The sequence below is a fragment of the Flavobacterium psychraerolatum genome (assembly GCF_025960985.1).
Taxonomy (GTDB): Bacteria; Bacteroidota; Bacteroidia; order Flavobacteriales; family Flavobacteriaceae; genus Flavobacterium.
In genome coordinates, this window is sequence record NZ_JAOQMX010000008.1 from 58,381 (window position 1) to 71,250 (window position 12,870).

Annotated in this window: 12 protein-coding genes; 7 read left to right on the forward strand and 5 right to left on the reverse strand. The window is 32.1% G+C overall.

The genetic code is table 11. From position 1 onward, the window contains the following. Positions 1-170 precede the first annotated feature (170 nt). Positions 171-509, reverse strand: a complete 339-nt coding sequence (locus tag M2326_RS05030) for a hypothetical protein (protein ID WP_264618457.1) — start codon at positions 507-509, stop codon at positions 171-173. 61 nt (positions 510-570) lie between these two features. On the opposite strand from M2326_RS05030, the gene M2326_RS05035 reads away from it, so the two are divergent. The 3 genes from M2326_RS05035 to M2326_RS05045 all read left to right on the forward strand — a co-directional run bounded on the left by M2326_RS05035 (position 571) and on the right by M2326_RS05045 (position 2,106). Next, positions 571-747, forward strand: a complete 177-nt coding sequence (locus M2326_RS05035) for a DUF5522 domain-containing protein (RefSeq protein WP_264618458.1) — start codon at positions 571-573, stop codon at positions 745-747. Between the two features lie 81 nt (positions 748-828). Continuing rightward, complete coding sequence (locus M2326_RS05040; protein WP_264618459.1) at positions 829-1,371, forward strand: DUF4136 domain-containing protein; 543 nt, start codon at positions 829-831, stop codon at positions 1,369-1,371. 480 nt (positions 1,372-1,851) lie between these two features. Further along, complete coding sequence (locus M2326_RS05045) at positions 1,852-2,106, forward strand: hypothetical protein (RefSeq protein ID WP_264618460.1); 255 nt, start codon at positions 1,852-1,854, stop codon at positions 2,104-2,106. 10 nt (positions 2,107-2,116) lie between these two features. Here the strand turns inward: M2326_RS05045 and M2326_RS05050 are convergent, their stop codons facing one another. Continuing rightward, positions 2,117-2,737, reverse strand: a complete 621-nt coding sequence (locus M2326_RS05050) for a 4'-phosphopantetheinyl transferase family protein (protein WP_264618461.1) — start codon at positions 2,735-2,737, stop codon at positions 2,117-2,119. A 12-nt stretch (positions 2,738-2,749) separates the two neighbouring features. Further along, positions 2,750-6,682 (reverse strand): Pls/PosA family non-ribosomal peptide synthetase, encoded by a 3,933-nt coding sequence (locus M2326_RS05055; RefSeq protein ID WP_264618462.1) that lies wholly within the window; start codon positions 6,680-6,682, stop codon positions 2,750-2,752. 381 nt (positions 6,683-7,063) lie between these two features. Here M2326_RS05055 and ilvA point away from each other — a divergent pair, with 381 nt between their 5' ends. From ilvA to M2326_RS05070, 3 genes are all read left to right on the forward strand, one after another. Next, entirely contained in the window at positions 7,064-8,308 is a 1,245-nt protein-coding gene (gene ilvA, locus M2326_RS05060) for a threonine ammonia-lyase IlvA (protein WP_264618463.1), read from the forward strand. Positions 8,309-8,465: 157 nt separating this feature from the next. Beyond that, positions 8,466-8,864 (forward strand): group III truncated hemoglobin, encoded by a 399-nt coding sequence (locus M2326_RS05065; RefSeq protein WP_264618464.1) that lies wholly within the window; start codon positions 8,466-8,468, stop codon positions 8,862-8,864. Positions 8,865-8,876: 12 nt separating this feature from the next. After that, positions 8,877-10,007, forward strand: a complete 1,131-nt coding sequence (locus M2326_RS05070) for an esterase-like activity of phytase family protein (protein WP_264618465.1) — start codon at positions 8,877-8,879, stop codon at positions 10,005-10,007. A gap of 142 nt (positions 10,008-10,149) precedes the next feature. Here M2326_RS05070 and M2326_RS05075 read toward each other — a convergent pair whose 3' ends face one another. Further along, on the reverse strand, positions 10,150-10,806 hold the full coding sequence (locus M2326_RS05075; protein WP_264618466.1) for a DUF4230 domain-containing protein: 657 nt from the start codon (positions 10,804-10,806) through the stop codon (positions 10,150-10,152). Beyond that, positions 10,806-11,753 (reverse strand): GSCFA domain-containing protein, encoded by a 948-nt coding sequence (locus M2326_RS05080; RefSeq protein ID WP_264618467.1) that lies wholly within the window; start codon positions 11,751-11,753, stop codon positions 10,806-10,808. The genes M2326_RS05075 and M2326_RS05080 overlap by 1 nt, the downstream gene beginning before the upstream one ends. Before the next feature lie 453 nt (positions 11,754-12,206). Between M2326_RS05080 and M2326_RS05085 the strand changes: the two genes are divergently transcribed. Further along, the gene (locus M2326_RS05085; protein WP_264618468.1) at positions 12,207-12,794 is read left to right on the forward strand and encodes a hypothetical protein; all 588 of its coding nucleotides are present in this window, start codon (positions 12,207-12,209) and stop codon (positions 12,792-12,794) included. Positions 12,795-12,870: the final 76 nt, after the last annotated feature.

Sequence of the window (12,870 nt, forward strand, 5' to 3'; positions counted from 1 at the left end):
CACAGAACATGCACTTGCACAAAGGATAGAAACGAAAATCTTTTTTAGGCTTTTTCTAGACCAAAAAAGAGTACTTGACTCCATTTGTATTGCATTTGGAGTTCAGAGAACTTAGTTTGAAGAGAAAGTCTGACCAAGGCCCGATAGGTATCGGGAGCCCAAATTATTTTTTATTTATTTAATCGAATGTAGTATAGAAAACTGAACAATCTTCGTTCATTTAGATAGTCTAAATTAGATTCGTTGGCATAGGCTTCTCTTTCAAAACTAATGTTTTTGTAAGCTAAATAAGCATTCCTGTATTGTAATAATCGAATGAGATATTCTAGTCCATACCAAATAAAAAAAGGCAGAATTAGAAGTTCTAATTGTTGTTTGAGATGCACTTTTTCGTGGTTGATGAATACTGGATTGACTTTGTCTGATGCGTATTTCATAAATACGAATGGAAAAATGGTTAATCCTCGAAACCCTCTTGGCGTTAAATATTTGGTAACAACAAAAAACATTCCTTATAAATTTATAATTTTGCTTAGAAGACCCCTATCTTTATCACACTAATTCGATCCTATGAATGACCAAAGTAAAGAAAATAAATTGATTGAAGGGGAAGATTTTTATTATACTCCTGAAGGTTACAAATGTCTGACCGAAAAGCATCATCTCAAACGAGGCTATTGCTGCAAGAATGGCTGCAGACATTGCCCTTATGGTTATGATAAAAAGACAGGCACTATAAGAAAATAAAAAAATGATTGGTATGATTTTTGAGTTAACAAAATACCACAACTAATTAAATTTCAGAATAATACCTAAAATATTTTTATTATGAAAACTCTTAACCTCCTCCCTCTATTATTAATTCTCATCTTAAGTTCATGTACTAGCATTCGCGTGAATTCAGATTATGACTCCAAAGTTGATTTCACAAAATTTAAAACCTACGCCTTCCATAAAAATGGAGTAGACAGAGCACAAATCTCTGAGCTAGACAAAAGACGAATACTTCGTGCAATTGATGAAGAGCTGACAAAAAAAGGATATACTAAAAGTGAAAACCCCGATATGCTAGTCAATATTTTGACCAAGGAAAGAGAACGTTTGAACGTAAACCAATTTAACATGGGATTTGGTTATGGTTGGGGATGGGGATGGAATCCCTTCTTTATGGGTGGAAATTCATTTGTAAACTCAAGTACCGAAGGTACTCTCTATATTGATTTAATTGATGCTAATAAGAAAGAATTAATTTGGGAAGGCGAAGGAATTGGAACGCTTACCGAAAACAGATCAAAAAAAGAAGTTCAAATTAATGAGTTTGTAGCCAAAATTATTGCGCAATTCCCCCCAATTATTGAGGTCAAAAAGTAAATCCTATCTTATATATTAAACGGCTCTATGTAGCCGTTTTTTTTTTATTTCATAGCATTATTTTTGCTATTAATTTGGCTTTAATTTTCAAGTTCTTTTTAAGTTTTTATAGTTTACTTATCGACTAATTTCAATGTCCTACTATTCAAAAAAAATATCCAATAAATGGAAAAAATATTTTTGAGCATTTGCAATTATTTTATACCTACAAAAGTAATGCGTTAGCAAGATAGAAAGCTAGTTATTTAGACAGATATATTGATTATGATTATAAAATATTCAATATTTAACTGGATAAAAAACTCCTTTCTAGGCTTACAACTGATTACAATCTAAGTTCAAATAATTGCAAAAAAACGCAGATTTCCAGATAAATAGTTTCCTAATTTGGTCAAAAATTCTAGCAAATTTAAACAGTCTATTTTATTATAAAGCCTATACTAGTTAACCTCAAAAAAAGAGACCAACCCATTACCATATGTGACAATTGAAACTACGGTAAACAACAACAAACTTACAATGCTGGATTATGAGTTTAAAATTGCAAGGGAATACAAAATTTATAGTTTTATTTTAATGCCAATATTTGCTATACTTTATATCCAATTTACACCACAGAAACCAGCAATGTTTATGGCACTAAAAGCCTTTTTAAAAACTTCTACTAGAAATAATGCTATCGACAGTTCTGGAATTGACTTTGCAAAAAACATCTTTTATCGAGATGGAAGTTAGTTACACATTTTTAGATTGCAAGTAAATCAATTTGCATTGGTAAAACAAAGTCACTTACATAACTTAAAGTATAATTACCTAAAGGAGAAACTGTCTCAAAATTCCAAATTTTATCATTGTAATAAAATGTCTTACAAGTTGTATCAAATTCTTCAAAGGGTAAAAATATTTCTTTCCCTACTGCTTTCGAGAAAGCTTCTTTGCGTGTATGCAACACGTAAAAATCAAAAATATTTTTACTTTCCTTAAGTTTAATTTGTTCCGATTTACTAAAAAAAGGAGACTCAAAATTCACCTGCTTCAAATCATTAAATTCAATATCAACTCCAACTTTAGCTTGTACTGAAGCCATACAAACAACATATTCTTTTGAATAGGAAATACTAAAATCAAAGAAAGTATTTAGAAAAAAAGGTTTATGAAATTCATTTCGTTTTAAATCTTTTACTGAATTAGTTTGTTCAAAATAGTCTAACTGTTTTTTTAATAAATAAAACCCAACCAACTTTTGCTTCCTGCTTTTGAGATTTGAATTACCTACTCTTGTCAATTCATATTCATTTAACTGCGCTAATAACTCCAATTCTAGGTCTGAATCGATATTAAGTTTCGAAATTAAAATTCTAAGCATAACAAGAAATATTTATGACTTTATAGGACAACCCTGAAAACTTGTATTATCGCTTAAGTTTTCGCCTTTCATTACTAAAGATAACGGACCTAAATTCACATTTTTACCAATTATACTATCGTATAAAATAATTGTTCTCACACCAATAGAACTCTGACTATCAATTGAAATAGTCCCTATTTTCATAATTCTATCTTCAAAAAGATGGGTTTGTGGACCACAATCCTTATTCATTGTGACATCATTACCTATATTTATAACATCAAATTCTGTAAAATCGGTAGTATATAAACAGGCTCTTTTACCAATTTTCACACCTAAAAAACGCAAACAAAAAGGTAAAAGTGGCGTACCTTCCAAATAGGTTAATAAATAAGGAACTGCGAGTGCTTCGTAGGTAGAGGTAATCGCTTCGCTCAACCATACCTCTCTACTCCACATTGGCATTTGTTTACTTTTATACTTGCCTACCAAAAGCCATTTGAGTACAAGCACAAAAATAAAAGATGGAATAGCAATGAAGCCCAAGAAATAAAGCGGGAGATAAAATACAAACATATACCACGAATCACTAATAATTACATCATGTATATAAGTTATAAACAACCAGCTACTACACAAAACAAAAGTTATTGGAGTAATTATTCGTATAAACTCAATTAATGTTCTCTTTATAAAGGTTGCTTTTGATGGATTGAATGTTAATGTGTCATCAAAATCTTTGGATTTTTGCCGCAGGGGCATTGCAACTGGAGGAGACCCAAACCAATCTTTGGCAGGATTTGATAAAAGTTCGTTGCTATCTGGCGGAATTGATAATACTCCAATTAACATATTGTCGCCCAAAATTGTTCCTTGAGGAACCAATGCACTGTTGCCCACAAAAGTTTTATTACCAATTTTGGTCTCTTCCAATATCAAATAATTATCTCTTACATCTGATTCTCCCAAATTGACTGCATCGGCAATAAAGGATTCGTCCCCAATAGTTAGTAAAGGCGGCGTTATATTACTTGCAGTCGAAATTTCGGAACGATTACCAACTTTGGCTCCCAAAGCTCTATAATAACTGCTTACAAAAACAGTTGCATATACAGGATGCAAAATAAATAATGACAAATCACAAAATTGATCTGCAAGCCATTTCTTCAAATATATCCTACTCAAAACAGAATATTTACCTGGTTTAACTTTATTAAGCAATACTCTGGAAAAAAAAGCAGTTTGAAATATAAAAATCAAAATATAAACGACAGCGATCAAAGGTGTTAATACCAAATAATAAAACTGGTAATCTCCTGCCAGCTGATCCAGTTCATAAAGCGCAATTAATCCTGGAAAAAAAGGGATCAGTACTGCAAAAGGAAAAATCAGTAATAATGCAGTGTAAATAAAAGTAAAAATTAAGATTTTATTTTTTGAAAAAATCTTTGCATGACTGTACTCATCTTTACTTTTTTGTTTTAATAAAATGGCTGGACTACCACTATAAATCCCGCCTTCGATTGTAATATGATCTTTTGACAAATAACTCAAATCCGTCAATTCTGATTGGTTTGCCATCACACTATTACCATCAATAACCGCACTTGTCCCAACATAACAATGCTCTCCGATTTTGATAGAACTTATCTTTAACAAGCCATTTTCCACAACTACATTGTTTAGTACTACACTACTACTTATACTAGTACAATCTCCAATCTCTATTAAGTCTGCAGCACCATAATCAAACATACTAAAATGGACATTCTTACCCACTTTCATCCCCATAGACCGCAAATACCTATTATACAGTGGTGTTCCATTAAAAAAATTAACATTTACTAATTTACTTATCGAATTATTTAACCAATATCTAAAATAATATTGTCCCCATAGCGGGTATTCGCCAGCTTTGAACTTACCAATCAATATTTTTTTTGAAAAAATACTAATCACAATCATTAATGGAGAAATAAAACAAAAAAGAATAATGGATATAGCAAACGAAATGAAATGATTTTCATGTTCTACTTGTGTATAATAATACCCTAAATAAGGGATGTATAATTGCGCTGAAAAGAAAGTAAAAATTAATGGCAAACTCAAGATTTGGGCAATAAAACATAAATAATAACGAAGGGGTTTTACTTCATTGAAAATGTTATTATCTATTACTTGTACATTACTATTATTTTCTTGAACAGCTTCAATAAATTTTGACAAAGGTCTATTTAAATAAATATCTTTTATAGAAACTCGAGTAATACTGCCTTCTCTTCTTAATTTGGAAACAAAATTGGCAGCAATCAAAGAATGCCCTCCTAAATCTAAAAAAAAGTCACTCTCTTTTGTTATTTCTTTTCCTGTAAAAACATTCGATAGAATAGTCATTATTTTGGTTTCAATACTATCCTCTTGTTTAATTTCAATTTGTATCTGTTGCTTTTTCTTTAAAAATGCTACGGGTATAGGGAGTTCTTTTCGATTAATTTTACCACTGGGTAATCTTGTAAAGAATTGCATTGGTACAAATACATTTGGTACCATATATACGGGTAACTTTTTCAATAATGCTTGCCTTAAATCTTCTGGATTATACGTTGCACTGTCACTTATTTGCACATAAGCAACTAATTCATCTTGGTCATAAGTGTCTTTTTTCACCGCAACTGCAGCATTTTTGACAGCAAATAGGGAACTTAATTGGTTTTCTATTTCGCCCAATTCTATTCTATACCCCCTTATTTTTACTTGATCATCAATGCGCCCTTTAAAAATTACTTTACCTTGTTCATTGATAACTACAGCATCGCCAGTTTTATAAATTATTTCGCCAGGCAAATCTGATTCGGCAATTGGTTTCAAAATAAATTTTTGAGCCGTAAGTTCCGGCAAATTCACATAGCCTTTCCCTACTCCAGGTCCTGTTATTATTAGCTCACCTTCTACTCCAACTGGAACAATATTTAAATTTTCATCAATTACAGCATAATTATAATTGGGAAGCGGATGTCCTATAGTAATTTCATCTTCAGGCAATAATGCAATCATTGAAGATGTTACTGTAGTTTCGGTTGGGCCGTAGGAATTAAAAAATTGTATTCCCTTTTGGGACCATTGTTTTAAAACATTAGCAGAACAAGCCTCTCCGCCTGCATTAACCAATCGTAAGCTTGGTATGTTATCATCAATTACTGCCAATAAGCTTGGTACAGCATGCAATATAGTTACGTTATTTGCTCGTAGAAATTCACTTAACTCATCAACTGCTTTTGATGTAGTTGTATTGGCAACTACAAGCGTAGCCCCAGCCAAATAACTTATCCAAGTTTCTTCGCACCACATATCAAAGGAAACCGAAAACCCCTGATAAACAATATCTGCATCTACAATTTTAATCACTTCATTCTCAGATCTTACCAGGTGACAAATTTGTTTTTGCATAATCGGAATTCCTTTGGGTTTACCTGTGCTCCCCGATGTGTACAAAATATACGCATCTGTAGTACTAGAATACGATATTGGAATTAAAGCAATTGTTTGATTGGGATTTGGGATGACTTCCAATCTTTTTACAGTACTTACGAGCTCTCTATCGCTAAAATAAGCACTAACTTTTCCTTCATCGAAAACAGTTTCAACTCTATCTAGCGGCATATCATAATCCAATGGAACGTAAGTACAACCCGCTTTTACAATAGCCAAAATCGCAACATGAAGCTCCAAACTTCGTTTATGCCAAATACCAATGGTTTTACCTTTTGTAAATCCTTGTTCAATAAGTTGATTAGCAACCGCATTACTCCAATTGTCAAGTTCCTGGTAAGTTACACTTTCATCTTCAAATAGCAGAGCCATTTTATCGCCTCTACTAGCGACAGTTGAACTAAAAATGGAAACTAAAGTTTCTTCCTTTTCTAATTGTGGATTAATTATGCCGCACAAGATACTTTTTTTCATAGACAATTATTCGCTACTTATTAATACTACAACATAACGTAAATATTATTACAAATCTAAAACACAAATAACCTTACTACTGTTAATAAAACAATAATTTAACAACCATAACTATGCTATTTTCATCTCCTATTCTATTTCAAAAGAAGCGTACCAAGCATCATTAATCATCACTTAATTTCAATTATATTTCCAAATTACCCCCAAGTTATCCGGTATAATTCATATTTTTACTTTTGCTTTAAAAAAAGCAAAACATAGTACTATCTACGCCATTTCTATCTGTATTATGATTTGTCTTGGCACCGAGATGTTTTTTATGTACTAATAAAAACTAGACTTTTACAAATGGAGAAGTTATTTTCCTCAAAAATGATAAAAATGGAATTATTCCACGAAATAAAAGCTGCTAAATTGCAATTGAAAAATGTAGTTCCATCTACTCCATTACAACAAAATCTGAATCTATCAGATGAATTTGGGGCTACTATCTTACTAAAAAGGGAGGATTTACAAATCGTGCGTTCTTATAAAATACGTGGCGCTTACAATAAAATAAGCAGTCTAACAAAGAATGAAAAATCACAAACTATTGTGTGTGCAAGTGCTGGAAACCATGCACAAGGTGTGGCTTACTCGTGTCATTTACTCCAAATAAAAGGTACAATTTATATGCCTAGTACCACTCCAAAGCAAAAAATAAAGCAAGTACAATTATTTGGGAAATCCTATGTCGAAATTGTTTTAACAGGCGATACCTTTGATGATGCTTTTGCGGCAGCGATGGAAGACGCTACCAAAAACAACAAAATATTCATACACCCCTTTGATGATCTAAAAGTGATTGCAGGTCAAGGTACTGTTGGTCTGGAAATTCTAGATGTTTTCAAAGATCCAATTGATTATTTATTTTTACCCATTGGCGGTGGCGGATTGGCGGCTGGGGTCTCTACCGTTTTTAAGCAATTGTCTCTCAGCACAAAGATTATAGGTGTAGAACCACAAGGTGCTCCTGCAATGAAAAACTCAATTGCTCATGGACGAAATACTGTTTTGGAAACTATTGATAAATTTGTAGATGGCGCAGCGGTAAAACAAGTAGGAAAGCAAACGTTTGAAATTTGCCAGAAAAATTTAAGTGACATTATCTTGGTGCCAGAAGGAAAAGTATGTACAACTATTTTGCGATTGTATAACGAAGAAGCTATGGTGGTTGAGCCTGCCGGAGCTTTGACCATTGCTGCACTTGAATTTTATAAAGAAGAAATAAAAGGCAAAACAGTAGTTTGCGTGGTGAGCGGCAGTAACAATGACATTGAACGAACAGCCGAAATTAAAGAACGCTCTTTGCTATATGAAGGATTGATGCATTACTTTTTGATTCAGTTTCCACAACGTCCTGGTGCATTAAAAGAATTTGTAAATGATATTTTGGGACCAAATGATGACATCACTTATTTTCAATACAATAAAAAAACCAATCGCGAAGTAGGATCGGTAGTGGTTGGATTGGAATTAAAAAACAGAGACGATATTGAATCTGTCAAAGCAAACATGACTAAAACAGGGTTTGAATACAAATACCTCAATGAATTGCCAGAATTGTTTACGCAGTTGATTGGGTAATAACGATTGCTAAAATTTTGAGCAATGGAAAAATGGTTCTCACTTAAAAAAAATTGGACACAAATTACACAAATCAAAGACTCTAAAAGTCTAACTCCATGAATTTGTGCCGATGACAAAATAATAATTACTTTTGCAAAATAATAAACACAAAATCATGCCTTTAACAGACATTACCGATATTGATGACATTAAATTAATGGTAAATACTTTTTATTCTAAAGTTCAAGTAGATAACTTCATAGGACCTATATTTAATGAAAAAATTGGAAACCGCTGGCCTGATCATTTGGAAAAAATGTATCGCTTTTGGCAAACTATTTTACTAGAAGTTCACTCTTATTCTGGAAGTCCTTTCCCTCCACACAAACACTTACCTATCGAGAAGGACCATTTTGAACGATGGATGGAACTATTTACAGCTACAGTAGACACCCTTTTTATGGGTGTAGTTGCCGATGAAGCCAAATTACGAGCCAAAAACATGGCTGAAATGTTTCATTATAAAATAAATTACTTTAGAGATGCGTCACAAAATGGCGGTCTTAAAAATTAAAAACAATACTTCATGCGCAAATTTTTTTTCCTCACTCTTTCAACTCTAGGCATACTCTCGTGTTCTAGCGTTAAAATTGCGACTAGCAATAGTACAACTCCTTCTTTGAAATTTATTAACGCTGTTGAAATTCCGTTCAACAAAGAATTCAAGAAAACAGTTGTTGGCGGATTATCAAGCATTGATTACGATGCCAAAAATGACCTTTATTACTTTATTTGTGACGATAGGTCAATCTATAATGATGCTCGATTTTATACCGCCAAAATCCCATTCAAGTCCAATCAGATTGATAGTGTAGCTTTTCAAAATGTCGTGACCTTAAAAAATGAAAAAGGAGTAAGCTATAGCAATTGGGAAAAATATCCAGATAGTTCTATTGACCCCGAAGAATTGAGGTACAACCCAAAAACAAAATCGGTGGTTTGGAGTAGCGAAGGCGCTCGTGTAATAGCCAAAGATTTCTCGGTACTACAGAATCCATCCTTACAAATTGCAAAACTTGACGGAAGCTATAGCACTGCATTTGCTTTGCCTAGCAACCTCAACATGCAAAAAGATGACCGAGGACCACGTAGCAATGGCGTTCTCGAGGGGATTACTTTCGATACAAAATACCGTACCCTATACACCAATATTGAAGAACCACTATACGAAGATGGTAATAATGCCACCACAACTGCAGGTGGAGTAATTCGGATTTATAAATATGACGTAAAGTCTAAAAAAAATACTGCCCAATATGCGTACCTATTAGATCCAATTGCTACAGAACCCACTCCTAAGAATGGCTTTGCGGTTAACGGAATTTCTACTATTCAATATTACAGTAAAAACCAATTATTGGTTGTTGAACGTTCGTATTCAGTAGGTAAACAAGCGTGTACAATAAAAGTGTATTTGTGTGATTTGTCCAAAGCTAGCGATGTGAAAAATTTGACTTCCTTACAAAACCAAGATTTCACATTGGCAACCAAAAAGCTGATCTTAAATATGGATGATTTGGGCATCTTTATTGATAATATTGAGGGTGTAACTTTTGGACCTAAACTTTCCAATGGCAAACAATCGCTATTATTTGTGTCTGATAATAATTTCTCTGACAAAGAAAAAACACAAATTCTACTTTTTGAAGTCGACTAAGAAAACTTTTTTATATCTAAAAGAAAAAGCTGCAACTTTAGGGTTACAGCTTTTTGCCTTTATTTCCAACAGTATTTTATTTGTAGTTATACAAGATTTTCTTCAAAATTAGCCAGACATATCTCAAAAATAACCTGATTTACTAGCCTTTAATTTTTAGACCTAAATCAGCTTCTTTGTCCATCTCTTCCCCATTATATTGCAATTTCCAACCCATAGTTTGGGTAACAATAAGTAATTTAGACAATTCGGATACGAAACGATTTTTGGCATTTTTCTTCAAGGGCGAATTGTCTATTTTTTTGGTGATATTGGCTTTTGCAATTTTAGCAATTTTATTATAATCAGCGCCTGTAAACTCGTTCATGCGACTTGATTCGGTATCATAATATTTCAAGTCAGTGCTTATTTTTATTTCTTCTTCAGGAATACTGACAATATTAACGACTTTGTTTATTGAATCAATATCATATTTTACTAGACTCAAATCAAAACCAACGGTAACATCTGCATTGACAATAACGAGTGCTTTCTTTTCGAACGAAATTAAATCTCCCAAATACTTTTTATTGTCTTTATAGGTAAGTACTTCTGCAAAATGCCCTTCGGTCACAACCAACTTACCCACATTTTTGATTTGCTGTTGGATTAGTGCTGTATCGTATTCTACGGTAGAGTTATCCTCTTTTTTGGTAAAATAGTTATAACCGAAAAATAGAATCAAAGCCACCAAAAGCAGCACCATCCACTTTCTAGCTTCGGTAAAAAAAGAGAGCTTATTTTTTTCTGCAGGTATCATTAAAATTGTATTTGAGGATATTTTACGGCTAAATTATTAATTTTATTTTGCAATTTTACAATAAATTTTTTATGACTGTCCGATTCTTTATTGAATGGTCGATGTGCTAAGCTTTTCTGAATAGAATCAACGGTCTCCATATCATCGTAAACACTTTCCGCAATAGATGTTGCTTGGAAACGTTTCCAAATAAAATCGATCGCTATTTCACTTGGATGTAGCATATCATTTCCATAAAAACGATAATCGCGTAATTCGTCCATCATGATTTCATAGGATGGAAAATAACTACATAACGCGTCTTTTTTTATAAAACTATGAATTGCGGCTATCAAGTGCGCTTTACTCAACGTATTCTCTACATAACCATCCTTAATGTGACGCACAGGCGAAACAGTAAAAGTAAATTTAGCTTGTGGGTTAACTGACTGAATCAAACAAACCGTACTATCGATGGAAGCCTGAATGGTGTCTATTGATAGAATCTCTTTCGAAAATTCTTTTTGTGGCATTTTATGACAATTAGCTACTATTTGATTGCTTTTACAAGAACGATATACCCAAGCAGTTCCGTAGGTAATTTGAAAATGAGAAGCCTCGGATATTTGTTGTAGCATTTTTTTGAGTAAATCATTCAAATTAGATAATAAAATACTTTTATCTGGGTCCGAAAGCTCAGAGTGAACCTCAAAACAATGCCACAAATCGTTCTGAAAAAAAATATCATTTTCGATAAAAACTCTTTTTTCCACAGCTCTTTCTACCAAAAGTTGAATAGAAACAGGATTAAATATGATACCAAATGGATTACAGCAATTTTCAAATTTATAATGATCTAATTTATCGGCAATGTTAACGGCAAAACAAGACCCCAATGAAATAATCTTGGAATTATAATCAATTAAATAATTACTTTTTTGAATGGGAATTTTTAATCTAAAATCCATTGTCTTTTTTTTAAACAAAAATACATTTTATACGTTCCTCTACTCCCAATTAACTTTTAAACTTTCATCTACATTAACTAAAAATTACATTTAATCCCAATAAAATAAATCAAGACTTACCTTATATTTATAAAATCAAAGCACAGAGAGCTCAATACAATTATACTTTCGTTATTTTTCTATTACACTCTTTTCAAAGTAGCTTATAACTACAAATAAAGTAGACAAAGCTTTCTTAATTTGAAAAATATTTAAAATTTTTATCAAAAATTGAACTTTTCTTTAAATAAAATAAAATACTATAACCTATATAAATCCAAGCAAACACAAACAAATTACTTGAGTTCAACAATGAATTTTATAGAAATAAAAAACTTCTTCATTTATTCTTCATTTACACATTATACTTTTGACCTGTTAAAATAAATAACAACATCTTTAAAATTTATAATTATGAAAACTAAAATCACTCTAGTTGTAACAATGCTTATCGTTGCAGCAACCACACAAGCACAAATTTCAGAATTGAATAACGCAGAAAATGGATTAGCACAAATATCAAAACAAGAAAAAGAATTAAAACAGGAAAAAGAGAATCTAAAAAACGAAGTGAAGTATTTAAAAAGAATAGAACCTAGCGAAAATTCTAAATCTCAATTTGAAGAAGATTTTGGTACGATTAAAAATGTAAATTGGTTAGGTGGTCCTCACTTTGATACCGCAACATTTAATCAAAATAACCAAGAAGTTACGGCTTATTATGATACTGATTCAAATCTTGTAGGAACAACTATAGGTAAACTAATTACTGACCTACCAGTTGCAACACAAAATAAACTCAAAACAAAATACCCTAATTATACAACAAAATCAGTTATATACTTTGATGACAGTAAAACGAATGACACTGATATTTATATATTTGATAACCTATTTGGTGACAAAGACTGTTATTTGGCATTTTTAACAAATGGAAAACAAAAAATAGTAGTTCAAATAGATGATAAGGGAGAAATTATCAATGACAAAATAACTCAATAGGCTTAAAGCTTAATTTAGTATTCACCTCACCTTCATTCTACAATTATTCATCTGAAAAGTAACTAATTAAATATTT

Bases quoted from the DNA above. Each gene is read 5' to 3' on its own strand.
- M2326_RS05050 (WP_264618461.1), bottom strand. From the start codon at position 2,737: ATGCTTAGAATTTTAATTTCGAAACTTAATATCGATTCAGACCTAGAA.
- M2326_RS05035 (WP_264618458.1), top strand. From the start codon at position 571: ATGAATGACCAAAGTAAAGAAAATAAATTGATTGAAGGGGAAGATTTT.
- M2326_RS05030 (WP_264618457.1), bottom strand. From the start codon at position 509: ATGTTTTTTGTTGTTACCAAATATTTAACGCCAAGAGGGTTTCGAGGA.
- M2326_RS05080 (WP_264618467.1), bottom strand. From the start codon at position 11,753: ATGGATTTTAGATTAAAAATTCCCATTCAAAAAAGTAATTATTTAATT.
- ilvA (WP_264618463.1), top strand. From the start codon at position 7,064: ATGGAATTATTCCACGAAATAAAAGCTGCTAAATTGCAATTGAAAAAT.
- M2326_RS05075 (WP_264618466.1), bottom strand. From the start codon at position 10,806: ATGATACCTGCAGAAAAAAATAAGCTCTCTTTTTTTACCGAAGCTAGA.
- M2326_RS05040 (WP_264618459.1), top strand. From the start codon at position 829: ATGAAAACTCTTAACCTCCTCCCTCTATTATTAATTCTCATCTTAAGT.
- M2326_RS05065 (WP_264618464.1), top strand. From the start codon at position 8,466: ATGCCTTTAACAGACATTACCGATATTGATGACATTAAATTAATGGTA.
- M2326_RS05070 (WP_264618465.1), top strand. From the start codon at position 8,877: ATGCGCAAATTTTTTTTCCTCACTCTTTCAACTCTAGGCATACTCTCG.
- M2326_RS05085 (WP_264618468.1), top strand. From the start codon at position 12,207: ATGAAAACTAAAATCACTCTAGTTGTAACAATGCTTATCGTTGCAGCA.
- M2326_RS05055 (WP_264618462.1), bottom strand. From the start codon at position 6,682: ATGAAAAAAAGTATCTTGTGCGGCATAATTAATCCACAATTAGAAAAG.